This is a genomic window from Streptomyces sp. NPDC050164 (genome assembly GCF_044459945.1).
Lineage (GTDB): Bacteria > Actinomycetota > Actinomycetes > Streptomycetales > Streptomycetaceae > Streptomyces > Streptomyces coeruleorubidus_A.
Genome location: NZ_JBITJK010000027.1, coordinates 104,257 through 128,942, shown reverse-complemented (window position 1 = coordinate 128,942; position 24,686 = coordinate 104,257). Strand labels below are relative to the sequence as shown.

General features: G+C 67.4%; 20 protein-coding genes. 8 read left to right on the top strand and 12 right to left on the bottom strand.

Going from position 1 to position 24,686, the window contains the following annotated elements; genetic code table 11:
• Window positions 1-222: 222 nt before the first annotated feature.
• From ACIBNA_RS30000 to ACIBNA_RS29965, 8 genes are all read right to left on the bottom strand, one after another.
• Window positions 223-804 (bottom strand): hypothetical protein, encoded by a 582-nt coding sequence (locus tag ACIBNA_RS30000; RefSeq protein WP_399168309.1) that lies wholly within the window; start codon window positions 802-804, stop codon window positions 223-225.
• The gene (locus ACIBNA_RS29995) at window positions 801-1,382 is read right to left on the bottom strand and encodes a hypothetical protein (RefSeq protein ID WP_399168308.1); all 582 of its coding nucleotides are present in this window, start codon (window positions 1,380-1,382) and stop codon (window positions 801-803) included. The genes ACIBNA_RS30000 and ACIBNA_RS29995 overlap by 4 nt, the downstream gene beginning before the upstream one ends.
• A gap of 40 nt (window positions 1,383-1,422) precedes the next feature.
• Entirely contained in the window at window positions 1,423-1,812 is a 390-nt protein-coding gene (locus ACIBNA_RS29990; protein WP_399168307.1) for a hypothetical protein, read from the bottom strand.
• A gap of 27 nt (window positions 1,813-1,839) precedes the next feature.
• Window positions 1,840-3,192 (bottom strand): hypothetical protein, encoded by a 1,353-nt coding sequence (locus tag ACIBNA_RS29985; protein ID WP_399168306.1) that lies wholly within the window; start codon window positions 3,190-3,192, stop codon window positions 1,840-1,842.
• A complete protein-coding gene (locus tag ACIBNA_RS29980; RefSeq protein ID WP_399168304.1) occupies window positions 3,189-3,494 on the bottom strand; it encodes a hypothetical protein in 306 nt (101 codons plus the stop codon). Before ACIBNA_RS29980 ends, ACIBNA_RS29985 begins: the two co-directional genes overlap by 4 nt.
• 751 nt (window positions 3,495-4,245) lie before the next feature.
• Window positions 4,246-5,334, bottom strand: coding sequence for a hypothetical protein (locus ACIBNA_RS29975; RefSeq protein WP_399168303.1), 1,089 nt, complete (start codon window positions 5,332-5,334; stop codon window positions 4,246-4,248).
• Window positions 5,325-5,996 carry a hypothetical protein gene (locus ACIBNA_RS29970; RefSeq protein ID WP_399168302.1) on the bottom strand — a complete coding sequence of 224 codons (672 nt, stop codon included), beginning with the start codon at window positions 5,994-5,996 and terminating at the stop codon, window positions 5,325-5,327. The genes ACIBNA_RS29975 and ACIBNA_RS29970 overlap by 10 nt, the downstream gene beginning before the upstream one ends.
• A 543-nt stretch (window positions 5,997-6,539) precedes the next feature.
• Window positions 6,540-6,842 (bottom strand): hypothetical protein, encoded by a 303-nt coding sequence (locus ACIBNA_RS29965; RefSeq protein ID WP_399168301.1) that lies wholly within the window; start codon window positions 6,840-6,842, stop codon window positions 6,540-6,542.
• A gap of 159 nt (window positions 6,843-7,001) precedes the next feature.
• On the opposite strand from ACIBNA_RS29965, the gene ACIBNA_RS29960 reads away from it, so the two are divergent.
• The 6 genes from ACIBNA_RS29960 to ACIBNA_RS29935 all read left to right on the top strand — a co-directional run bounded on the left by ACIBNA_RS29960 (window position 7,002) and on the right by ACIBNA_RS29935 (window position 15,778).
• Window positions 7,002-7,277, top strand: a complete 276-nt coding sequence (locus ACIBNA_RS29960; protein WP_399168300.1) for a GntR family transcriptional regulator — start codon at window positions 7,002-7,004, stop codon at window positions 7,275-7,277.
• Between the two features lie 671 nt (window positions 7,278-7,948).
• The gene (locus ACIBNA_RS29955; protein WP_399168299.1) at window positions 7,949-8,449 is read left to right on the top strand and encodes a hypothetical protein; all 501 of its coding nucleotides are present in this window, start codon (window positions 7,949-7,951) and stop codon (window positions 8,447-8,449) included.
• 56 nt (window positions 8,450-8,505) lie between these two features.
• Complete coding sequence (locus tag ACIBNA_RS29950) at window positions 8,506-9,522, top strand: hypothetical protein (RefSeq protein WP_399168298.1); 1,017 nt, start codon at window positions 8,506-8,508, stop codon at window positions 9,520-9,522.
• 97 nt (window positions 9,523-9,619) lie between these two features.
• A complete protein-coding gene (locus tag ACIBNA_RS29945; RefSeq protein WP_399168297.1) occupies window positions 9,620-10,168 on the top strand; it encodes a hypothetical protein in 549 nt (182 codons plus the stop codon).
• A gap of 357 nt (window positions 10,169-10,525) precedes the next feature.
• Window positions 10,526-15,022, top strand: a complete 4,497-nt coding sequence (locus ACIBNA_RS29940) for an RHS repeat-associated core domain-containing protein (RefSeq protein WP_399168296.1) — start codon at window positions 10,526-10,528, stop codon at window positions 15,020-15,022.
• Window positions 15,023-15,067: 45 nt separating this feature from the next.
• Complete coding sequence (locus tag ACIBNA_RS29935) at window positions 15,068-15,778, top strand: DUF6193 family natural product biosynthesis protein (RefSeq protein WP_399168295.1); 711 nt, start codon at window positions 15,068-15,070, stop codon at window positions 15,776-15,778.
• A 99-nt stretch (window positions 15,779-15,877) separates the two neighbouring features.
• Here the strand turns inward: ACIBNA_RS29935 and ACIBNA_RS29930 are convergent, their stop codons facing one another.
• Window positions 15,878-16,825: a hypothetical protein gene (locus tag ACIBNA_RS29930; protein ID WP_399168294.1), complete on the bottom strand. Its 948-nt coding sequence runs from the start codon at window positions 16,823-16,825 to the stop codon at window positions 15,878-15,880.
• A 408-nt stretch (window positions 16,826-17,233) separates the two neighbouring features.
• Here ACIBNA_RS29930 and ACIBNA_RS29925 point away from each other — a divergent pair, with 408 nt between their 5' ends.
• Window positions 17,234-19,159 (top strand): glycosyltransferase, encoded by a 1,926-nt coding sequence (locus ACIBNA_RS29925; protein WP_399168293.1) that lies wholly within the window; start codon window positions 17,234-17,236, stop codon window positions 19,157-19,159.
• Between the two features lie 27 nt (window positions 19,160-19,186).
• Window positions 19,187-20,365, top strand: a complete 1,179-nt coding sequence (locus tag ACIBNA_RS29920) for an LCP family protein (RefSeq protein WP_399168292.1) — start codon at window positions 19,187-19,189, stop codon at window positions 20,363-20,365.
• Here the strand turns inward: ACIBNA_RS29920 and ACIBNA_RS29915 are convergent, their stop codons facing one another.
• From ACIBNA_RS29915 to ACIBNA_RS29905, 3 genes are all read right to left on the bottom strand, one after another.
• Complete coding sequence (locus ACIBNA_RS29915; RefSeq protein WP_399168291.1) at window positions 20,366-21,583, bottom strand: hypothetical protein; 1,218 nt, start codon at window positions 21,581-21,583, stop codon at window positions 20,366-20,368.
• Window positions 21,573-23,636 carry a hypothetical protein gene (locus tag ACIBNA_RS29910; RefSeq protein ID WP_399168290.1) on the bottom strand — a complete coding sequence of 688 codons (2,064 nt, stop codon included), beginning with the start codon at window positions 23,634-23,636 and terminating at the stop codon, window positions 21,573-21,575. Before ACIBNA_RS29910 ends, ACIBNA_RS29915 begins: the two co-directional genes overlap by 11 nt.
• A 101-nt stretch (window positions 23,637-23,737) precedes the next feature.
• The gene (locus ACIBNA_RS29905) at window positions 23,738-24,454 is read right to left on the bottom strand and encodes a hypothetical protein (RefSeq protein ID WP_399168289.1); all 717 of its coding nucleotides are present in this window, start codon (window positions 24,452-24,454) and stop codon (window positions 23,738-23,740) included.
• Window positions 24,455-24,686: the final 232 nt, after the last annotated feature.

Sequence of the window (24,686 nt, the reverse complement as noted above, 5' to 3'; positions counted from 1 at the left end):
CCCAGTTCGTCTCGAACGGGTCACCTAGTGTGCCCCTCGTCCCATCAAACCCGGCGAACCCCTTCATCTCGCCACCTGAGAACGCATCGGCCCTGGGGCAGGGGCAAGAGCCGGGCGGCGTGAGGGGCGTTAGGAACGCCCCTACCTTCGGCCAGCAGGGGTGTGAGGAAATCTCCTCACCGACGGCAGCTGACCGCAGATGCGGGTGCCCGGCCAACCGGCTTACTGAACCTCGCTGATCCAAAGGCTTCTGGCGAAAACGTCCACAGCATCCGCATAGGCAGCCATGTGGCCAGGATCGTTCCACACCATGTAGAAGCAGAGGTCCAGTCCCTCCTTCTCGACGCGCCAGCCGTATCGGACGGTCACCATGAGCTGGTCATCGGCCGTTGCCCAGTAGCGGGTGGAACGGAGGCCTTCGCCCAGGCGTTCGGTGGTGAACGCGTCCACCTCCACAGGGCGGACCAGACTCTCGGCGTCGGCTTGGACGATCTGACGCAGGGTGGCGTCGCGGTCCCCCGCACTCTCGGCCATGAGAACGAAGGCAGGCACCGGCATCTGGTCAGGGTCCGGAATGAACAGGAACGCCTGGTCCGCGGGTGTCAGCTTCGAGAAGTTGGCGACGTAGGCGGCCAGTTGTTTGCGGAGGGCCTTGACTCTGCGGCGCTTGGGATTTTCCTCATGCGCATGCAGTAGTGCAAGGGAGCAGAGCTCTGCCCATTCCTCCCGCTCGTCCTCACTGTTCCAATGCATGTGGGTCGGAAACCACTGGAGTGTCTCCGAGTCCGTGCCCACAATCTTCATGAATGGCTCCATCGGAAAGTCGTCATCACGGCGTCGAAGAGGTCGACCAAAATGTCCGCCATCTCGCTGTCCGGTCGTCCGTCCGCGATGGTGCTGAAGGAGATGGTCAGCCATTTGGGCGGAGCAGAGTTCGGAATCTGGAGAATGTACTCGACGCGCCGGGAGGCGAACTCGACATCCCTGTCGGCGTCCGGTCGAGCCATGCCGTCCACACGGAATCCGGTCGCGCCGTCGACGGTGACCTCCTCGCTCTGCGAGGCATCAGGGCGGAGCGAACTCAGGATCAGGCCGGAGTCCAGGCCGACCGCCGGCGCGGTGAGCGGTTCGGAAACGATGAAGGAGGCCGGGAGAGCCATCCCGCCCACGTGTTCGACCGGCAGATGGAGGTCCATGGCGCGCGTTTCGCGGGCTTGCCTTGCCACCCTCTTGAGTCGCTTGATCAGCTCCATGCGTGCCCTGGTGAGGTCATCCCGGGGGATGTCATCCGGGAGCTCGTCCACGGAACGGTCGACGATGCGCTTGATCGCCTCGCTCGTTCCCTCCCGCAATGGGATCATGTCCCAGCCGGGCGGGGGCACGAGGTTGTAACCCGTAGGCGCTGCGGCCGTGGTGTCAATATCAGGCACGGCGAGCCCTTTCCCAAACAGCGGAGCCGACCACTAGAAGCGGTGTGATGAACGCCCCGAAAACTCCCACCCAGTAACTGGTGACGATCGCGGGCAGAACCAGCATGAAGGAAATGGCCATCGCGTGGGTCAGGCCTGCGGGACGGCGGTCAGGCCGCGGGTGCTGGACGAATAGGACCAGAAGGCACACGATGGCGGCCGAGACGACGCCCCGCTGGATCCAGACCCATGTGGAGCCCATCGACTCGGGAATGAGGAAGGCGCCGCCGACATAGACGAACAGGTATACAAAGGGCACGATGCTGCACAACCGCGCAAGTGCCACAACTCCGCCGCCCAGTCGGTCGACGAGGGAGCCGGATACGTTCCCCTGTGATGTCATGAGACTCTCAACTCCCTTTGCCGGCACTCACCAGGTGGAGCCGATCGGCGCTTTCCATGTGTTTTCTTTCCAGTCGTTGTAGCCGTCGCTCGACCACTTGTCAGGGATGGCGCCGTCCGTCTGGTCGGACACAAAACCCCATGCGTCGCTCTGGCCGAAGACCTTGTCCGTGGCGTCGGCTCCGGCTCCAGCGTAGATGGCTGCGAGAGAAAGCCCGTAGCCGGCCCGAGCCTTGGCGGTGTTGCCGACGGCTGCTTCCGGGAAGGCGGCTTTGTTCTTGGCGAACTGGGAGGCATGGGCGGCGAGCTCGTCGTCGCCGAGATGTGCCCACCGGGATGCCGAACTCGGCTGTGGAAGTTCCTTAGTTACATGTCCGGCATCACCTGAGATCTTCTTCCGAGTGAAGGTGAGAAGGTCCTTGTAGAACTTTTTCGCGCCTTCGTCCGTGGTGCTTGCGATGGCTCTCTGGAGCGAGTTCATCATCGACTTGTGGGCTGCCAGCCCGGTCTTGGCGCGAGAGGTGCGTGCGGCGATAGCGGCCGTCGTCGTTGCGGCGTTGGCTCCCTTCAGCATACTCAGGCCGGCGCGTCCGGCACCCATGGTAAGAAGCCCGATGGAGTCCATGGCCACCTCCATCCAACTTGCTTCACCCGCCGCCGCCAAGATGGCTCTCGCGCCCAGGATGAAGACGCCGAAAGCGATGGCCAGTACGTTCAGTCCGGGAATGAACAGTGCGACAACACCCAGGATCGTGGCAGCCCAGCCCAGGGCATCCAGCACAATCTTGATCGTCTTGATGTTGTCGTGGATCCAGCCCTTGAAGTCGTCCCACAGACTGTCCTCGATGGCATCGTCGAGCTGGTCGCGGATCTTGTCCGCATGGTGACGAGCTCTGTCATCACGATCGCCCTTGATGCGCTCAAGCTGGTCCCGGTAGTCCTGGAGCGGATCGCTCTTCGTTCCACTGGGCGAAGGGCTCGGCTTCTTGTCGTCCCCGGAGTCCTTTTTGGCCTTCTCCGCGTCGAGGTTCTCCTGCTCTCTCTTGGCGTTGGCCAGGACTCTGTCGGCCTCGGTCTGGAAGTCCTCGAGGTCATTCGCCCAGTTGGTCAGGTGCCCATGGACTCGCTCGTATCGATCTGCCACCTGCCCCAGGCGCTTTTCGAGGTCGTCCGCTTCATCCTTGAGCTTTGCGGCGTACTGCCCCTTGAGCTCGTTGTCGTTGCCGATCCCGCGCAGCATCTTCGTCTGCTCGCGGAGTGAGCTCGCCATGGACTTCATGTGCCGTACTTCGCGACGGATCTCCTCCGGGTCGCCTGGTACGGGATCCGAGTCTGCTAGGGGGTGCCAGTCGCGCGGGCGAGCCTTGGAAGCGGTCGTCACTTCTTCTTCCTTGCCTTCCGCAGCTCATCGGCCAGTTGCTTGTCCGCGCCAGTGAAGCCGTCGATCGTCGACTTCACCAGCCCGCTGACTCCTTCGAGGTTCTTGAGCAACTTGCTGCGGTGATCGTCCCAGTTGTCGACGAACTTGCCCATGGCGTCCGCTATCTCGCCACTGCCCCAATAGGGGGTCATGTCATCTTTTCGGTTGTTGAGATTCATGAGTTCTTTGTGAATGCTCTTCAGTCTGGATTCCGACTTCACAAGTAGATCGACGTTGACGATGAGGTCGGAGTCGCCTGCCATGAGATTTTCGAGCCTCTCAAAGAGTGATTTTTCGACCGAAGGCGTTCCGCGTTGTCCCCGAGGGCAGCGTCCTCCTTCGAGTCGCCGGTCTGCTCGGGCGCGAAGATGAGCTGATAGTCACTGGAGAGCGTGATGCTGGGCCGCTTGGCGGCGTCGGTAGCACCGCCCGTCGGTGAAGCCGACGATCCAGCGTCGCCGCTGTCGACGCCTGCGCTCCTGTGGTTGACCTGAGAACTCTCGTTCCTGCCACCCCGGGCTGTCAGGAGCAGTGTCGTCACCGCGGCCAGCGCGGCGACGACGGGTAAAGAGCGGCGCATCACAGCGGACTCCCCGTGTGACAAAGGTTTGGTCAAGGACACCGACGGTAGAGGTGAGGTTCCCGGTTTCGCCAGGGCGAACTTCCCTGAAAGCACGGGCAATTCAGGGCGTAACGGGCTGGTGTGATCTACGTCGTGCCGTGATCACCCCAAACGGGCGACCACCCCGGACGCTTGGTCGCCGGGTTCGGGGCGGTCGGTCTTGAGTGAGACTTTGCTATCGCGGTTCTCTGCATCTCGGGCAGGTGCCGGCAGGTACGTGGATGTTTGCGCCACAGGCTCGTGAAGCCCGTCGGCAGGGATCTCGACTTCGCCGAGGTCGTCGGTCGGCTCGCCCGCAGTGTCGCTGCGCAGTGCGGCCTTCCTTGGCTGGAGTCCCACGGATCGGTACAAGCTTCGGCGTGCCGTCTCGGCATTCGCTTTGAAGGCCGCCGTCACCTGTTGACCGACTGGATCTCCTGGACCGTGACGTCCTGTTCGTTGCCGAAGGTGCCGTTCGGGAGGTCGCCGCCCGCGCCGTCGGTGCCGGTCCAGGCGATTTCCCAGGTGATGGTGGCCTGGAGCTTGAACGTGCCGTTGCCAGAGGAGCGGAGGTACTTGATCCCGCACGGCGGCGTCTCGTCGGACTTGCCCTTGGTGTAGGGCTCGCCGATGGAGTCGTCGGCGTTGATGGTGCACTCGCCCGAGGCCGGGTAGGTTTCGGCGTCCTCGGTGCCCGGTTCCAGCTTGAGGGACACCGGCTTGGCGGTGGTGGTGGCTTGGATGTTGAAGCCGGGGACGTTGAGGGCCGCCGTGGCCTGGACATCGTCGAAGACGGCCTTGTCGAGCCAGGCCCAGGTCGGCAGGTTCACCTTGGTGTTGGCCTCGGGAGCGAGGGTGACCTTGGTGTCGGGGAGCTCCATGTGCTGGTAGGCGAGAGCGGCGAGAATCTCCGGGGTGATGGCCTCTTCGTACTGGGGCGGTGGGGCATCGCCGTTCTCGACCCAGAAGGGGAGCTCCGTGCACGAGGACCGCTTGAGGGGGTCCGGCTCGTTGGGGTTCTCGACGCCGGCCCAGAACATCCCCTTGCCGTCGTTCTCGACGTTGTAGTCCTTGTAGCCGGGTTTTCCGGTCCAGCCGAACCCGTCCTCGTAGTGACGCTTTGTCTCGCCGAGCGCCGAACCGGCGGTCCCACCCATTCCGGGTGTGTTCAGTTGACTCTCGATGTGCTTGGACATCTCCTTCTTGAAGTCCTTGGCACCGAGGTAAGGGGCGTACCAGCAGGGAGGCGGTGTCCAGTTGACGTCCGAGGACGTCACGTTTCCGGTGCCGCCGTCCTTGGCGACGGATCCGGAGTACTGGATGCGGGCGGCAGCGTAAATGCCGGTCTTGTCGCCGCCGCCCTTCTCTTCCGTTCCGCCGCCCTTGCCGAAGTCCACGGGTTCTGCCGCGGCGTTGGGTGCCGTGAAGATGAGAGCGCTGACCGCAAGAGCCAGGGCAGCAGTGCTGGTGCCGAGGACCCGTCGTGACCCGATCACCGGCACTTCTCCGCCGCCGTCTCGACGAAGACCTTGGACGCCTGCCATAGGCCCTCGCCCGTGGGGAACTTGACCATGACAATCCTGTAGTAGCCGAAGTCCTTGAGGCTTGGCTCGGTCTTCAGGACCTTCCCCGTCTTGACCTCTTTGCCGTAGAACTTCCCGGTGTCCGCGCAGAACGCGACCTCTACGGATTTGCCGTTCGGGGCGGACCGTGTGGTGGCATCGTAATGACGGCGGGTGCCTGTGGCGGTCCAGCCGCCCTTGATCCACTCGTTGATCTGTACCTGCGCGTAGTGGAGGCCCTCGCCGGTGGAGTAGGCGGTCACGGCCGCGTCCTTGGTGGTGCGCTTGGCGACGCCCCGATAGATGGCACGGAGGTAGTTCGCGGCATCATCCATCGCAGCCGTCTCGTTCTTGTCCTTCGGCTTCTCCCAGTCGAAGACCAGGTTCATGTCCTTCGGAAGGGACACGTCCACGCCGTCCGGCTTGTCCTCCGCCGGTGCCGCGGACGGTTCAGCAGACTCCTTGGGCGTTTCCGCTTCCTGGTCGGCGCCAGCGATCTTGTCGTTGTCGCTGGACTTGTCGTCCCCGCTACCGCAGGCCGTCAACAGCAGTGCTGCCGTCGCCACCAGTGCGGCAGCAACGGGCAATGGGCGGCGCTTCACAGTGACTCCCCGTGAGACAGAACTTCAGTCAAGGGCACTGACGGTATCGGGGAGGCTCCCGGTTTCACCAGAGCGAACTTCCACGAGAACAGGGGCAATCCGGGGTGTAGGGGGCTCTCGGGGGCTGGTTGTGTCCTGATCGTGCCCGAACAGGGGACGGCCCCGGATGCCGCAGTGCGCGACGTCCGGGGACATGGTGCTGAGGTGCCTCGATTCGCTAGTGCGGTGTGCTGCACCTCGGGCAAGCGCACGGAGGATACGCCGACATGAAAGGAACCGGGGTGGTGCGTCCGTCGGCCGCGATCTCGACCTTGCCGCGGTCTTCGGTCACCGTGCCCTCTGCGTCGATCTTGTAGACGTGGAGGGTGAGGCGGGAGCGGCGGTGGGTCGGAACCGGGGTTTGGAGGCGGTCTGTCGGGGGTGGGTAGTCTGGGCAGGCGTACACGTTGAAGCCGGGGCCTGTGGGGGCGTGGACCCGGTGGACCAGGACTGGTTCGTCCGTGTTGCGCTGGCAGCGGGCGCACATCCGGAGGGCCGGGCGGGTCATCGGGTGGCCGCCGGGACGCGTACGCCGTGGATGTGCTTCGGGCCTCTGTCGATGTCGAAGGCGGCCAGATGGGCGGATCGGTGGCGTTCGCGTTGGCGGCGGTGTTCGGTGGGGTCAAGGACGTAGGGGCGTACGAGGTGGGAGGCGTCGCCGTCGAGTGGTTCGGTGAAGCGGAGAGGGGGTGGTGGGGTGGGAATGATCCGCAGCGGTGGCAGTGTGCCGAGGCGGTGACGGCCTCGGGGGCGTGGGGTGCAGAGGCTCGGCATCCACGCGAGGGTGCGGACGATAGAGTCCAGCATTGTCGGCGCTCCTTGTCAGCGTTGGCCACCCCCGGGACGGCTGCATCCGTCGCCGGGGTTCTTGTTGTCTGGTTGCCTAACTTAGCTCGACTTGTATCGCTACGTATGTAGACGTATCCCAACGACAAAGACCTTACGTCTACGAGTAGCTTCCTGATCATGAACTTCCAGCCGGATGCAGAAATCGATCACGAGGGACCGGTGACCCCGTACCGTCAGCTCGCTGAAATCCTGCGAGCGCGGATCAAGCGGGGAGACTGGCAGCCCAATCGACCGATCGCCAGTGAGTCACAGCTGGTTCAGCAGTACGGCCTGGCGCGTACGACGGTGCGCCGGGCGATCGCTGTGCTCGTGGAGGATGGTCTGGTCTTCACGGTTCCGCAGCGGGGGACGTTCGTGTCACCGCCGACTATTGAGCAGGAGCCTCCGTCATAGGCCGCCGTTCATTGACTGCATCGCTTAACCGCGTTGGCCGCGTGCCCCCGTCGACGTCCGTGACTCCGCAGACTCTGCAAGGAGCAGCCCAATCGCCGGAGGTCCACCGGGCGGGCATACACCGTGCATGGATGGCATCGGGATCCCGACGCCATGACTCCTCTACCTGTTGAGTCCGTGACCAGTTCGCTGCAGTCGTTGCGACACGTGGCCTCACCCTGCACGCCCTCCAGGAGGACCCCTGCTTCGCAGATGCTCACGCCTGAGCAGGTTGTCGTACTGGTGGCCTTGTGGGCCTCCGAGCTCAGGTGGAGCAACGCGCGAACGCCGTGACGCCGGTGGATCCACCGCGTCCCCGACGTGACTGGGGGCCATCAGGAGGTGGGGCGGTCATGTGAATACGACTTCATTGAGCGAGTGGAGTCGAGGCAGACGGCCGGGTTGGTCGCCCACACACCCATCATGCGATCATCTCGTGGCACGCCGACGACCAATCTCCGAGGACGAGCCTCATGCCAACCACGCGACGGAGGGCGGCCGTTGCCTCCCTTCTTGCTGCTTTCTCACTGACCATCACCGGTTGCAGTAGCGACTCCGATGACGGATCGGGGAACGACAAGATCGCAGGGGCGGAGACAGGGAAGGTCAGCCCCTCGACTCCGTCGCCCTCTGTGCCCGCTGAGAAGAACGCGCCGAGATTTGACTTGCCCCCGGACCTCAAGGTGGCGGTGGATCGGGAGTCGTCAGGTGACCCGGCCAAGGACATCATCCTGCGGGACACGGCGTACGCGGCCCAGGCCCGCGTCGAGGCTTTCGCCAAGAGCGAGAGCCGGGCGGCCAATATGAGTCGCTATTTCGCAGCCAACGCCCTTTCCTTCTGGGCCGGAAGGGTCGAGGCCTTCAAGAAGGACGGGCTGACAGTGACGGGCGACTACCGCTACTTCGATTTCGAGGTTTCTGACGTCGCGGACGGCAATGCGGCGGTTCGCTACTGCGAGGACCAGAGTAAGGCTTTCAACAAGGTGATCAAGACGAACAAGGTGCGCCGCACCCAGCCGAGTGACAAGAGCTTCGTCTTGTACACGGCCCAGGTGACACGGGGTTCGTCGGGTGACTGGCAGGTGACGCAGCAGAGTTGGAAGGATGGGGATCCTGCATGCGTGCAGCGATAGGTGCGTACAGGTCTCGTCCGGCTGCCCAGACGGCAGCCGCCGTTGGCCTCGTTGTGGTGCTGGGCACGGGCTGCCCAGCCTACGCGGATGAAACCACAGGTGGTGGCCAGACCACCACTCAGCCCGACACCGGCTCCGGCCAGCCCGACACCGGCTCCGACCAGCCCGGCGCTGACTCCGGCGCCGAATCCGGCAGCGGCTCCATCGGCGCCCATATCCGCATCAACCAGAGCACCCCCGCCTCCAGGGGCTCCACCGCGTCCGCCACCTCCTCGGACGTCAACTGGAAGCCCCCGGTGTGCTGGTACGAGCCCATGTACACGCCGGAGGAGTACGAGAAATTCATCAAGACCGCGTATGCCGGAGCGGGGAAACCGGCTGCTGACTATGCGAAGAAGCGGGATGAGCAGGACTACCACAAAGGTGACAAGGGCCTGTGGTGGCAGGTGCAGTTCCGCGACCTCACTTACGACGAGGCGTGCCCCGTCACCCCGGACAATTGGGAGATCTGGGTTCCACCTGCCGACCCGCAGCCGGACCCGAACAAGCTGACCCCTGAGATTCTCTCCGAACTGGCCTTCAACTCGACCAAGTTGCCCGCCCCGCCGGTGGAGTTGCAGCCGCGGGCCGATCGGCTGCTCGTGAACCTTGGTACGCGAGTCGCGTTCAAGGGTGATCTCGACCGCGTGTGGACGACCGCCAGCATCAACTACAAGGGCGTTCAGCTGGCCGCGACCACCGTCGCCACTCCCGTTGCGCTCAAGGTCGACGCCGGTACCGCCGATGCCGATCCACAGAGCTGCACGTACGACCTGGTCAAGGGCAAGGACGGTTACACAGCCGACAGCGGGGCCGGCGCCGGTTGCAACGTCACGTATCTCCGTTCGTCAGGCAGCGGCACCTACCCCTTCAAGACGTCGATCACCTGGAAGGTGACGTGGACCGACTCGGCCGACCCGGACGGGCCGCCGCAGCAGCCGGGTCTGCCCGACGGGTTGTCCACGTTCGAGCAGGACGTGACCGTCAAGGAGGCCCAGGCCGTGAACCGAGCAAGTGGCATAAGCCATGGCTGAGGGCGTGGTTCGAGCCGAGCGGGGTGGGCCGGGGGTTTGGTGGCGAGCCGACGTCGTCCGGTGGTCGGTGTTCAACCTTGCTTGCGCTGGTGGCTCCTTGGGGCTCGCCTGGCTCGGCCCCGTCGTGCCGTTGTGGGCGCCGCTGCGCTCGGTGGCCCTGCTCCTTGCCTGGATCGTGCTGCCGCTGGCATCGGTTCTCGTGCCGCTCCTGCTGTTGCGGAGGGTTCCGCGCAAGCAGCGAAAGGTCGCCTGGCAGCTCGTAGTTCCCGTCGTCGCGGGAGTGGGGCTGGGTGTGTTCGGTAACGGGGCCGGTGATCAGGTTGCCCTGGCGGGGCGGGGCGAGTGGGCCGACGCCGTGGTCGTGCGCAAGGACAGCGCCAAGACCAACCATTGTGACCTGCGGACCATCGGCGGCCGTGAGATCTCTCCCTCGCTCTCGGAAGGCGAAGGGTGCAGGGACTGGGTGGAGGCGGGCCACAAGTTGCGTGTGCGGTACGACCCCGCGGGTGTCGCCAGCCCGACCGCTGACGTCGAGACCGGCGCGAACGCCGGGTTCCTCGCGGTGCTCTTCGGTCTCGCGGTGGTGATGGGCACCTGGGGCGGTGTGCGACAGAGTCGGTGGGACAGGGAGTACGTCCCCGCGTGAGCCGACGGGGATGAGCACTCGCCGCGGTCATGGATCACCGAGCGCGTGGGGCGCCACGCAACCGGCGTCCGGACAGCCAGCGGAGTCCCCATGTCCGCAGGGGAACTGGGGGTCCGTCGGGAGGCGATACCCAAGTCGTTCATGCCGAGTTGCCAGCGCTGGGGCAGTGCCCACGACCTGACCGCGGCCCTCATCGGCCGATCTTTCCGTCGAACGGTTGTGCCTTGTAAGTTCGCGTGTGCATAGGCTTGTTGAAGGTGCGCAGGTGACGGGGGTTGCAGCATGGTGGGGCATCGGCCGCGGGACTGGCATGTTCTGGATCTGGACAAGGACCCGACCCCTGGTGACCCGTAGCGGGTGCGCACGCTCGCGAAGCAGTTGCACGACTTCGCCGATGACGTCTCCGAGGCGCTGGGTCTGGTCAAGGGCATGGCGGGGGAGGGCACGCTCCTTGAGTGGGCGGGCAAGTCGGCGGACGTCTTCAAGGAGGACTTCGCGGATGTCCCGAAGAACCTCAAGAAGCTGAAGAAGTCCTACGAGATGTGCGGGGACGCGCTGGCGGACTTCTGGCCGAAGCTGGAGCGTGCGCAGTCCCTGGCGGACAAGGCTCTGACCAAGGGCCGTGAGGCGCGCGACAACCTCTCCTCCGCCCAGTCCCGGCTCACCTCGGCCGACTCGTGGGTCACCCGGGCCGGCAAGGAAGCGGACAAGTACAAGGACGACCCCACCGGCAGGAAGTCCGACGCGGACAAGCCGGACGAGGCCAAGGTCCGCGCCGCCACCCGCGACGTGCAGCATGCCAAGTCCGCCCAGTCCAAGGCCCAGTCGGATGTCTCCGACGCGCAGGACGCGCTGGCGGCGGCGAAGAAGATGGCCGAGGACGCGCGCAAGATGCGCGAGGAGGCGGCCCGCGAGGCGAAGTCGAAGATCGACGAGGCCTCTGACGCGGGTATTCAGAACCGTTCGTGGTGGGAGGAGGTCGGCGACTGGTTCGTCGACAACTGGGACACGATCGTGGCGGTCTGCAAGGTCGTCGTGGCGGTGGTCGGGATCGTCGCGATGATCATCGGCGGGCCGATCCTGGGCGCGATCGTGCTGATCGCCGCAGCCGTCGTCCTCGCCGACACGCTCTACAAGTACTCCAAAGGCCAAGCGTCCCTATGGGACGTGGGGCTCGCGGCCCTGGACTGCATACCCGGCATGAAGGGCCTGACCACCCTCGGCGGTCTTGCCAAAGGCCTGAAGGCCTTTGGCAAGACCGGTCTGAAGGGCATGGCTTCAGGTCTGCGAGGGCTGAAATCGGCCCGTGGGCTCCTCACCAATGGTGCGAAGGGCGCGTACAACCGACTCAGGACGGTGGTCAAAGGCTGTGGTGACCCCGTCGACGCGGCTACGGGCCACATGTTTCTCGCCCAAACGGACATTGTGTTGCCCGGCACACTTCCGCTCGTCTTCACGCGCCGGACAGCCTCCGACTACCGAACGGGCTGGTGGTTCGGCCCGACCTGGTCCTCCTCTGTCGACCAGCGCCTCGAGATCGACGATAAGGGCCTCGTCTTCGTCACCGAGGACGGGATGCTCCTCGCCTACCCCCACCCAGGAGCTCCGGGCGCCACAGTCCTGCCCGATGCGGGTCCACGCTGGCCCCTGGCTCGACTGGACGGCGGCGGTTATTGCGTCACCGATCCGATCGCCGGCCACAGCCGGCACTTTGCGCCACCTGTCGAGGGCCTGGCTCTCCTGAAGCGGATATCCGACCGCAATCACAACACCATCGACTTCGACTACGAAGAAGACGGCACGCCTCTCTCGATCCGGCACTCCGCGGGCTATTGCCTCCGCCTGACGGTGGAGGGCGGTCAGGTCACCGCACTGAGCCTGGCCGATGCCGGGGAGAACGGCTCGGACGCCATCCTCAAGGCCTACGGTTACACCCAAGGCAACCTCACCTCTGTCGTCAACTCCTCGGGCTTCCCGCTGGAGTTCACATACGACGAACAGCTCCGCCTCACCTCCTGGACCGACACCAACCGGAGCCGCTACACCTACTCCTACGACGAGCGGGATCGCTGCGTAGGCCAAGGAGGCGAAGCCGGCCACATCACCGGACTGTTCGCCTACGACGCCACGGACCCGGCGTGGCCCGATTGCCGTATCACCACGTACCGCACGGCCGACGGTGCCGAGTCACGGTTCGTCGTCAACGACAACTCCCAGGTCATTGCCGAGATCGACCCACTCGGCAACACGGTTCGCAGCGGCTACGACGCCCACCATCACCTGGTGTTCCGGACGGACGAGCTGGGCCGCACGACCCACTACACGAACAATGAGCTCGGGCAGCCCGTCGAGGTGAGGCGCCCGGACGGCGCCGCCATCCGCTATGCGTACAACGACTGCCACCTCCCGACCGACGTCGAGTTGCCGGACGGTTCGACATGGCGGCAGACCTATGACGAGCGTGGCAATGTCACCAGCGTCACCGACCCTGCCGGGACCACCACTCGAAGCAGTTACGACAACGGTGGCCGCCTCAAGGCGTTCACGGACGCGCTGGGGCTCACCACCACTGTGCGCTGCGACGCCGCTGGTCTCCCGGTCGAGGCCATCGATCCACTGGGTGCCGCTACCACATGGGCCCGTGACGCCTTCGGGCGTCCCGTCGCCGTCACTGACAGAACGGGACGCACCACGTATCACGTGTGGACGGTCGAGGGCCTGCCCCTCAGCCGTACCGCACCTGACGGCTCGTCCGATATCTGGTCATACGACGGTGAGGGCAACTGCCTCAGCCACACGGACGCGTTGGGGCGCACCACCAGGTTCGAGTACACCCACTTCGACCGCCTGGCGGCCCGCACCGACCCCGACGGAATCCGCTACGTGTTCACTCACGACGCATCCCTCCGTCTGACCTCGGTCACCAACCCGGAGGGGAGGGAGTGGAAGTACACCTACGACCCGGCGGGCCGCCTGGTCTCGGAAACGGACTTCGACGGCCGTGTTCTCTCCTACACGCGTGACGCTGCCGGTCAACTCATCTCGCGAACGAACGGTGCTGATCAGACCGTCACCTTCGAACGGGACGTGCTCGGGCGGATCACCCGCAAGAACGCCGCCGGAGCGCTCACCACTTTCACCTACGACCTGCGCGGCCATCTTGTCCAGGCCGCCGGGCCGGATGGTGAACTCCTGCTGCGGCGTGACGAGTTCGGTCAGGTACTCGCCGAGACGATCGACGGGCGCACGATCACGCATACTTACGACGAACTGGGACGACGCGTCCGCCGTACCACCCCCTCCGGCGCAACCAGCGTCTGGACCTACGACCACGCAGGTCGTCCGCTGCAACTCGACGCTTCCGGCCGCACCATTACCTTCGAATACGACTCCGAGGGGCGCGAACGTGCACGACACCTGGGCGACAGCATCACCATCGGCCACGCCTTCGACGACCTGGGACGTCTGACCGCACAATCGGTGACGACGGCCGACGGCAGTTCCGTACAACATCGCGCCTACACCTACCGAGCCGACAGCACTCTGACAGCGGTGGTGGACCAGCTGTCCGGCGCCCGTCACTACGACCTCGACACTGCGGGCCGAGTCACCTCCGTCCGCGCCGAGCAGTGGGCCGAGCACTACGCATACGACGAGGCGGGAAACCAGGTCGAGGCCGTCTGGCCCGCCGGCCACCCCGGGCAGGAGGCGACTGGGCCCCGGGAGTACACGGGCAGCCGTGTTCGCCGCGCCGGCGCCGTACGGTACGAGCACGACGCCCAGGGCCGTATCATCCTGCGCCAGAAGACCCGCCTGTCCCGCAAGCCGGAGACCTGGCACTACACCTGGGACGCGGAAGACCGCCTTACGGCGGTGGTCACGCCGGACGGCACGCGCTGGCGCTACCGGTACGACCCGCTCGGCCGCCGCATCGCCAAGGAGCGTCTCGCGGCCGAGGGCGAGAGGGTTGTCGAGCGCGTGCTTTTCGCGTGGGACGGCACCACCCTCTGTGAGCAGACCACCGAGGCTCCGGACTTGCCCAACCCGGTCACGCTCACTTGGGACCATCGCGGGCTGCGGCCGATCGCACAGACGGACCGCATCACGACGGGCTGGAACGCGGCGCAGGCCCCGCAGGAGGAAATCGACAGCCGCTTTTTCGCCATCGTCACCGATGTGGCGGGAACACCGAGCGAGCTCGTCGACGAGAGAGGAGACGTGGCATGGCGATCGCGCGCCACGCTCTGGGGCACCACAACATGGCCGACAAAAAGCACCGCCTATACACCGCTCCGCTTCCCTGGCCAGTACTTCGACCCTGAAACCGGCCTCCACCACAACCACTACCGCTTGTACGATCCTGAGACCGCCCGTTACCTGTCTCCGGATCCGCTGGGACTCCAACCGGCTCCCAACCCCTTCACCTATGTCATCAATCCCTTGACCTGGGTGGACCCGCTTGGCCTCGCACCGTGCGAGATAGCCTTGGGGTACCAGTGGGCAGACCTGGCCAGCTTCGCGAAATCACGGGGCTTGAAACATTTCTTGGACCTGGGGCCCGACGAATGGAGGGGAGCGGTCCTGCCCGCCATTCAGAATGGGTCAGTTAAAATTCACGTAAGCATGAAGGGTTTCTCTGGCGGGTTCGAAGGAATGGCGAAGAGGGCTTTGGGGATCGACGAGTCCGATATCATTCACGCCACCGAGGAAGAGATGGGCTGGATAGCGAGAGCGGTGAAGCACGGGCATCGGGACTGGAGTAGTATCACCTGGTACGACAGGAATGGAGACGTCGTCGACCTTGCTGAGCCTGATTGGGACACCTTTGGAAGAGTCCGCGACTTCATTGTCTGACGCCTCAGGACCAGTTCGCCGCTCTGATTGAAAGGCCCTTTTGGTATGGCATTCGACAACGGGTCTCCCTCTCGGGACTCCGCAATCATAAACTCCACGTTGTACCCGGATCTCGTCGAATTCGGCGGCCTTGTGGCGGCGCTGGCGCACGTCGCGCACGAGTGCGGTATCGACCTTGGGCCGATAGGTTCGGCGAGCTCCAACGCACGCGGCCACCTCACCACCGCCCAGTTGATCTCAGATCGGGGTCCCATACTGATTCACCTCGGGAAGGAGCGCCGACTCTTCTCCATCAGTATCGAGAGTGAAAGGCGCCCCTGGGCTGCCGGAAGCACCGATGACCTCGCCACGGTGGCAAAGACCCTCGATGCCTGGCGTTCCGGAGTGACCCTTCGTGAACTGAAGTCCAGGTTCCCGTTCATGGAATACGATGAGCTGGCCGAGGCCGAGGAAAGCGGCGACCCCGTGGCCACCCAGTGGAAGTTGCTCTTCCAGCAAGAGCAAAGGCCTCACCTCCGACAGTTGCTACAGTCGGTGTACGCCGACGCTCGACTGCGCACCCTGTTCCCGTATTTGAGCATGGGGCGGTTCGGCCTCACCCGAGACCACACCTCCCGCACGGCGGGTGGAATTGGAATCGTCCCCCTCGGTGAGGGGGGCTACCGTGTCGAGGCGTACCCCAGCAGCGAACGGGCCGAGGCTGAATCACTGGAACAGGCCGTTGCGTTCGCGCGCGCATTCTTGGATTATCCGTAGGCGGCCATCGCAGCCATCGCGCAGTCGTCGGTCTGAATTCGGTGTCAAGGACTTTCGGACTGTCGTGCAGGCAGGCTGCCTTCCCGGCCGGTCCCGCTCTCAGTACAGCGCTTCCTTCCGCACCTCGATCTGCCTCCACTCCAGCCACTGTCCCAGTCCTTCATGCCGAGTCGACAGCGCCAAGAGGGCGAACGGCGCCGGGAGTCCCAGCAGGGCCACCGCCCACACCGGCAGGAGCCAGCCCAGTTGGGACACGCACAGGCAGCACGCCAGCAGGGCCATTGCCGTGCGGGCGAATGACCTCGCGTCGTCGGTCATCCTGCGGCGGCTGTCCGCCGAGCTCGTGAGCAGTGCACCGGCGCGCATGCCCAGGGCGGCACCCGCCGGCAGGCCCCAGAGGATGCCGCCCGGCAGGAACATGGCCGGGAAGCCGTCGTGGGGGAAGCTGAAGTTGAAGCCCGACGTCAGGCCCGTGACCGCGCCGATGAAGGTGCAGCAGAGCACGGTGACCGCCGTGAGTTGGTCCCGGATCTGGAGGGAGAGGGTGCTGTCGTTGTCCCTTCGTACCTCACGGAACACACCGCCCGAGCCGACGACGAACAGCGGCGTGCCGATCACCATCAGGATCGCGGCTCCGAACAGGCCCCCGTTCTTGCCCGGAGCGTCCGTGGCCGGGAAGAAGTCGCGCACCCGCCACGCCACCGCCGCCATCAGTGCGACGTACAGCCAGTAGCCGGCGATCAGTGCCCAGCCCGCGCCGATCCGGGCCCGTCGTGCCAGTGCCAGTGGGGTGTGGAGCAGGCCTGCGACAGGGAGTGCGATCAGGGCCCAGGCGAAGATGAAGGCCTCCGAGGCGGGGTCCTCGGCGCGGACCCTCTCGAAGAGTTCCGGGGAGGTGGAGAGGCCGAAGCGTTCCGGGGAGGACGTCAGCAGGAGTGCCAGGGCCAGGGAAGCGATTCCTGCCGTGATGCCCGTTGCGATGCGCGCGACCTTGGCTCGCTCGGTCGATGTCTTGCCGGCCGTCCCACCGCCCGCCGCCGCGGTCATCCGTTGCCCCCTTTGAAGCGCGTGAGGCCGTGAAGCCTGTGAAGCTCGCCGTTCCGCCCATACGGCCAGAGCTCCGAAACTACACTCGCGCCCCATGCGTAACTCCCGCAGCATGAACGCGAAGAGCGTGTCCGGTTCGCACGGAGGCTCCGGCGAAAGCCTCTGGAGAAGACGGCCCGCGCCGGGTGCGGGAGCCGGCGCGTGGTCGGAGCCCGGGGGCGGTGACGTCCCCTGACCTCCACCCCGACCCGCCGCAGCAAGGGGCGTCACAAACAGTCCCGAGACCCCCGCGCCCACTGGCTGTTACTCGCCCTCACCCTCCCCCTCGTCTTCGCCCTCCTGATCTTCGAGGGCTGGACCCAGCACGAGGTCGACGCCGCGAAGACGCGGACGCCCTGTGCCTCGCCCGTGCCGGAGGCCGTCGCGAAGGGCGGGCCCGTGATCGGGATCAACCGGGACGGGATCCGGTCCGGGGCGATGCCGGCCCGGACCGTCGCGCTCACCTTCGACGGAGGGCCCGACCCGGTGTGGACCCCGCGGCTGCTGGATCTGCTGCGCCGCAATCAGGCACGCGCGACCTTCTTTGTGCACGGCGCCCGGGCGGCCCGGTATCCGGAGCTGATCCGGCGCATCCGTGCCGAGGGGCATGAGATCGGGTCCAACACGTACACCGGGGCCGTGCTGGGCGAGTCGTCCGCGCCCCGCTTCCGGTCCGAACTCGAACTGACCCAGAGCGCACTGGCCGGCGCCACCGGAGTACGCACCAATCTGCTGCGGATGCCGCGGACCACCACCCCCGACACCCTGTGCGGGCGCGAGTGGCAGGCGGCGCGGCGGGCCACCGGGTACGGGTACGTGCTCGTCGCCGCCGACAAGGGGGCGCGCAAGCCCGCGCAGGGGATCGTGCGGCAGCTCAGCCAGACGGAGAGCGCCTACCTGGAGGCGCGCAGGCTGCTGAGGGACCGGAGCGTCGACCGGTTCACCACCGTGTCCGACGGGCTCGAACTCGTTCCGTACGCGTCCCCGTCCGTCGTCGAACGGTGGCTGGGGGCAGGGCTGATCCAGGTCACGCGTCTCGGGCGGGCCTTCTCCACCGCCATGATCTGGGTCCTCGGTGTCGCCGGCGGGCTCGGCGTGCTGCGGCTGCTGCTGCTCGCCCTGTTCGCCCGGGCGCATGTGCGCCGGCTGGAGCGGTTCCGGACCGGGGCGCCCTGGATGCGTGAGGTGTCCGGGCCGGTGACCGTGCTCGTCCCGGCGTACAACGAGGAGGCCGGGATCGGGTCGACCCTGCGGTCGCTGCTCGACTCCACCCATCGGGAGCTCCAGGTCATCGTGATCGACGACGGGTCGAGCGACCGGACCGCCGACATCGCCGAGAACATGGGCGACGCGAGAGTGGAGGTCGTCCGCCAGCCCAACTCCGGCAAGGCCGCCGCCCTCAACACCGGGCTCGCCCACGCGCGGTACGACATCGTCGTCATGGTCGACGCCGACACCGTCTTCGAGCCCGATGCCATCGAGCGGATCGTCCAGCCGCTCGCGCATCCCGCGGTGGGGGCCGTCAGCGGCAACACCAAGGTCGGCAACCGGCGTAGCCTGCTGGCCCGTTGGCAGCATCTCGAGTACGTCTTCGGGTTCAACCTCGACCGGCGCATGTTCGAGGTGCTGGAGTGCATGCCGACCGTGCCGGGCGCCATCGGGGCCTTCCGCCGGGACGCGGTGATCGGCGTCGGCGGGGTCAGCGAGGACACCCTCGCCGAGGACACCGACCTGACGATGGCCCTGTGGCGGGCCGGCTGGCGGGTGCTGTACGAGGAGTCCGCGGTCGCCTGGACCGAAGTGCCCACCACGCTCAGGCAGTTGTGGCGGCAGCGGTACCGGTGGTGCTACGGCACGTTGCAGGCGATGTGGAAGCACCGCGGGGCTCTCTTCGGCGCGGGGCCCGCCGGGCGGTTCGGGCGGCGCGGGCTGACCTACCTCGCCCTCTTCCAGGTCGCCCTGCCGCTGCTCGCGCCCGTCATCGACGTCTACGCCCTGTACGGCGTGCTGTTCCGCGACCCGTGGGAGTCGGCCGCGGTGTGGTTCGCGTTCCTCGGCGTGCAGATCGTCTGCTCCGGCTACGCGCTGAGACTCGACGGTGAGCCGGTCCGGGCCCTGTGGTCGATGCCGTTCCAGATCGTCGTCTACCGGCAGTTGATGTATCTCGTCGTCATCCAGTCGCTCGTCGCGCTGCTGCTCGGCAGCCGGCTGAGGTGGCAGCGGATGAAGCGCTCCGGGACGGCCGCTGAACAGATCGGCGGGCCCGTTCCGTATAGGAGCGTGCCCATGCGTTGACCCCCACTGAACCAGCGGGAAGGGCCGATGAACGACTGGACCGACCCTCCGGGAGACCACCAGGCGGGGCAGGACCCGAGAAGCGTCCCGCCCCCGCCCCTCCTGGCACCTCCGCCGTCGACCCGCACGGCCCCCCTGCCCGGCATGCCCTCGCCGGCCGCGCCCGGCCGCTACGACAGCAGCGTCCACGAGCGTGGGCGGCGGGGCGGCAGCAGGAACCCGCGGCGCCGCGCCGGCAAGGGCCGCCGGTTCCTGCGCACCGCGGCCGTGCTCTCGTCCGTCCTGCTGCTCGCCGGTGCCGGTACGTACGTCTGGGCCGACACCCGGCTCAACCAGCAGGTCGACCTCGGCACGCTCTCCGGCCGGGTGCCGCGCGGCGAGGGCACCAACTACCTGGTCGTGGGCTCCGACAGCCGTGAGGGACTGTCGCAGCAGGACCGGAAGGAGCTGAACACCGGCTCGGCCGAGGGACGCCGTACCGACTCGGTGATCCTGCTGCACACCGGGGCGAACGGCACCACGATGCTCAGCCTGCCACGCGACTCCTGGGTGACCCTGCCGCCCTACGTCGATCCCGACACCGGTCGCAGCTACCGGGCCGCGCCGAACAAACTGAACGCGGCGTTCTCCCTGGGCGGCCCCGACCTGCTCGTGCGGACCGTGGAACGCAACACCGGCGTGCACATCGACCACTACGCGGAGATCGGCTTCGCCGGCTTCGTGGGGGTGGTGGACGCGGTCGGCGGCGTGGACATGTGCCTGGACAAGCCCGTACGGGATGAGGACTCCGGCGCCGACCTGCCCGCCGGCTGCCAGACCCTCGACGGCGCCGAGGCGCTGGCCTTCGTACGGCAGCGCAAGCAGGAGGCCGAGGGGGACCTGGGCCGCACCCGCAACCAGCAGAAGTTCCTCGCCGCCCTCGCCCGCAAGACGGCCACCCCGTCCACCCTCGCCGACCCGTCCAAGTCCTTCCCGACCCTGCGCGCCGGCCTCGACACGCTCATCGTGGACGAGGGCACGGAGCTGCCCGACCTCATGTCGCTGTTCGAGGCCATGCGCAAGGCCGCGTCGGGCGGGGGCAGACAGCTCAACGTGCCCGTGGCCGACCCGGACCTGCGTACGCCCCAGGGCAGCGCGGTGAAGTGGGACGACCGGCGGGCCCGCGCCCTGTTCGCGGCACTGCGCGAGGACCGGCCCCCCGGCTGATCAACCAGCCTTGGCGTTACGGGAGTTGAAACCGTCCAGCGGTGACGCCAGCGACCCGTAACCCGTCGCCGACCACACGCTCCGCCCGGCCGGGAGCTCGAAGTAGGGGACGGTACGGCCGTCCCCGGCCCGGTCCGTGAGCACCTCCGGGGCGCGGCGGTCCCGCAGCGCGTCCGCGCAGTCCTGGCACACCGCCACGTCGAGCCGGTCCCGGCGGCCCAGCGGACGCCAGCCCGTGCGGAGGGCGGCGCGGCCGTGCAGGGGGTTGAAGAAGCAGAGGGGCAGGCCGGGGGAGCCGGCGAGGGCGCCCTGGCCCTCCTGCGCCAGGGCCAGGGCGCCCGCCAGGTCCGGCACGCCCCTGGCCTCGTCGAGGACCCTGCCCGCGGCGGCGTAGGCGTCGAGGGCGCGCTGGAGATCCGGTGTCGTGGAGACTTCGGCCGCCTGGGTCGCCTCGCCGAGAGCCAGCACCTCCGCCTCCGTCCGGCGCCGCAGCTCCGCCTCGTCGGCTGCGCGGGCCGTGGCGAACACCAGCTGGGGAACGGCCGGAGCGGCCTTGCGGGAGCGGACCAGTGCGCGGGTCGCGAGCGCGGTCAGGGCCAGGGCCGGTACGGCGACCAGGGGCCACAGCCACCCACGCGAGTCGCCGGGTTCGGGCTTGGAGGCCGGTGACTCGCGTTGGTCCCTCGTCGCCTCCTCGTACCGCTGCGTGCCCTTTCCCTCCGCCACCAGCTCCACCGCCTTGGCGGTCAGGTCGGCCAGCCCCGCGTCCCGCGTCTCGTCCAGGAGACCGGCGGCGGCCACGGCGTCCCGGGTCTGGTGGGTGTCGGCCGGCCACTCGTAGCCGTTGAGGGAGTCCGGGAAGTCGCCGTCCGTCGTGATGAGGATGAGTTCGCGCTGGTCCGGGAGCCGGTCGCGGACGATTCCGGCCAGGACGTCGGAGTCGCCGTCGAAGGCGTCGCCCTTGGTGAGCGGCGTGAGGACGACCTTGACGGGCAGGCCCGTCCGGTGGATCCGGTCCGCCAGTTGCCGTTGCCGGGAGGGCGGTACGGCATCGGCGTACGCCTCGTCGACGTAGACGGGCGAGGTGCGCAGGGCCTCGGCGATGCGCTGCCCGGCGCTCGGGGCGTCGCCGTCCGCCGCCCGGGCCGGCGTGGTGGTGAGCGCGGCCAGCAGCAGGGCCGCGAAGGCGGTGATCAGGCGCTTGACGTCAGTGGACACCTGCGGTCTCCCTCACCTTGTCGATGAGCCGGGCGATTCCGCCGGGCAGGGCGGACAGCGGGCCGTCGGTCGCGTCGTAGTACGGCGGTCGGCTGTCGCCGGACGCGGCGCCGGGCAGCCTCAGCAACCTGCCCGGGATGCCGCCCGGTTCGGCGATGGCCGTGTCGCGGCAGGGCTCGCAGACGGGGAGCAGGCGCCTGCTGATGGCCTCCCCCTCCGCCGATACGCGCACGTGGTGGCGGCTGACGGCGGGCCCGTGCAGGGGGTTGACGCCGCAGCACAGGTCGTTGGTGTCGCCGGTGAGCGCGGCGCGGCCCGCCCGGGCGAGTACGACGACGGCGACCAGGGTCGCGGGACCCGTCCCCGACTTCCGGGCGCCGTCGAGGTCGCCGTCGAGGAGGAGCATCGCCGCGTCGAGGTGGTCCCAGGCGCGAGTGTGCTCGTCCGGGCTGGTGAACTCCCTTGTCAGAGCGCTGAGTTCCGCGTGGGCGGTGCGCCGGAGGTAGGACGCCGACGGCTCGGTCGGGGAGGTGGAGGGCAGGAGGCCGGCCGGCTCGGGTACGGGTGAGCGCCGCCGCCGCAGGCCGGTCACGATCCACGTCGCCCCGGTCGCGACACCGGACAGCAGGAGTGCCAGGAAGGCGCCCACGAACAGGCCGGGCCAGAAGTCGGTGGCGAAGAGGGGCGGGAGGGTGTTCTCGTCGGCGGCCCTCGGGGCGGCGGCCGGCGCGGGTTCCGAGCCGGGCCGGTCCGTGCGCGGGGTCTCGTCGAGGAAGGTCATGAACCTGTCCAGGCGGTCGCCGAGGAGGTGATCGTCGGCCTCGTCCGCCCTGCTGTCGCCGAACGTGACGGATTCCGGCAGATTGAAGGACAGGCGGTTGGTGTCCAGGCGCAGGCCGTGGTTGTAGAAGTCGATCGTGCCGTCGTCGGGATCGGCGACCACGTACAGCCCGTCCTCGCGCACCTTGGCGTGCACCGCCGCGGCGAACAGCATCGAGTCACCGGCCGACTCGCTCTCGGGGGTCTGCGGCACGAGGGAGACGTACACCGGGCCGCCTCCTTCGGAGCGCCGGAAGTCCCGGATCCGTTCGTGCAGCCGGTCCAGTCGGCGGGCGTCGAGCACCCGCGGGCTCTCCGGATCGGTGTAGACGGGGTCCCGCTTGAGGCCTGCCGCCACCCGTTCGACGCGGGCGGACAGGTCGGCGGGGGTGGGCGGGGTTGCCGCGCTCGACCTGGTCTGGTCGAAGACGGCGGGGGCGGTGAGGGCGATGGCGGTGGCGGTGAGGACGGCGGCCCCGGGGGTGACCCAACGGGGGATGCGCCGCTCGGCCCCGGAACGCCGGCGGCGGCGCCTCGCGTACCCGGCCATCAGAAGGATCATCAGGGGGACCCCGGTGAGCAGGATCCCGGTGAGGAACGACTGGTTGCGGCGGTCGGACGGGCCGATGTACATGTCGGCGGGTTCGTCGTCCCGGTACGTCTCACGCGCCGCCTCGGCACGGGCCGCGGCCTTCTCCTCGCCCAGGGCGACGACATCGACGAAACGCTCGAAGATGAGCAACGGCCCCGCGTCGTAGGGGAGTTCGTAGCGAGAGACGGTCAAGGCGGCGTCGGCCGGCGCGCGCACGCCGTAGGCCGTGGCCGCCGCGACCTCCGTGCCGTCGACGAGTACGTACAACCCGTCCCGGCCCAGCCGGTCGTGCACCGTGCCGAGCAACTGCTTGCCGTCGACGCTGCTCTGGCTGGGCAGGACCAGGACGTAGGTCGGGACGCCTGTCTTCTTCGTGAGCCTCGCCAATTCGGGTGCCGTGGACAGGGGGAACTCACGGGGGAGTTGGTCGGTGACGTAGACCGGGTTCTCGCGGAGGCGGTCGGCGAGGTAGGCGGCCTGGGGGGCCGGGGTGCTGTCCGCCGCTCGGGCCGGGGTGGCGGTTGCGAAGACAGCCGCCGTCAGTGTGCAGAGGGCGAGGAGCAGGAGGAGGACGCGGGACCAAAGGCCGCTCGATGCCCCTATCCGTACTGCGTGTTCCCCGTTCGCCGTGACTGCTCTCACCGGTGTGCCCCCCGACGGTCCGATCGCTGTCCGGGCGGCACTCTACTCGGGGCTTCGCGAGTGCTACAGATCGCCCGGTGGCGAACCCGGCACCCCGCGGTTCAGCCCAGCTTCGCGTTCTGGGCCTTCACCACCGCCGCCGGGAGCTTCGCGTCGCCCGGCCTGTCCTGGACCATGGCCATGCCGTCCACGGAGACGTAGACGGCGATGACATCGCCCTTGCGGACGGCCTGGGCGTGCATGGTGTGGGTGATGCCCTGGAAGGGCATGGTGGAGCGGAAGGCGAGTGACTCGTCACCGGCCTTCGCCACCGGCTCCTCCGCGGTGACGGAGTCGTACGTCGTCGTGCCGTTCGCCTTCGCCGCGAAGCCACCGCCGCACGAGTCGACGCTCTTGGCCAGCCCGGCGAACGCGGACTCGGCCTTGCCGGGCGCGTACGTCGTGAGCGTGATGTACGTGAACTCGCTGCCCTGGGGGACATAGTGGGTCAGGTCGCCCTGCGGCTCGCCGAGGGGCAGCTGGTTCATCGCGTAGGCCAGCGGGGCGCAGGCCGGCTTGTCGACCGTGACGTCGTCCGGGGACTTGGCGAAGACGTACTTGTCGTCCCCCTCGTCCCTGGAGGTGGCCTTCACGTCCAGCCCCGGCACGTCCGCCTTCGTGATCATGAGCTTCGCGAGCCGCTCGGCCGGGGTCACCTGCTTCGCCCGGGGTGCGGTGGGCCGGGGTTCCCCGGTCGCCGAGTCCGAGTCGGCGCTGCCGCCGCACGCGGTGAGAGACAGCAGGGACAGGGTGGAGACGGCGAGCGCGGCTCGCTTCATGGGGCACTCCTCGTGGGGGGACAAAGCGAAGATCATGGCACGGTGATCCCGGCATCACGTGAGCGAATGGTGTGGGCCTCATGGTCGATACGTGACGAAGACCCCCGTCGACGGATGCCCGTCCATCCGGCGTCCACCCGTGGCGAATTCGCTCCCGCACAGCGAAAGGCCTGTCCACGTGCCGCCATCAACGGGTTTGTCCAACCTGGAAGTTGCAGATGGATAACGGTGC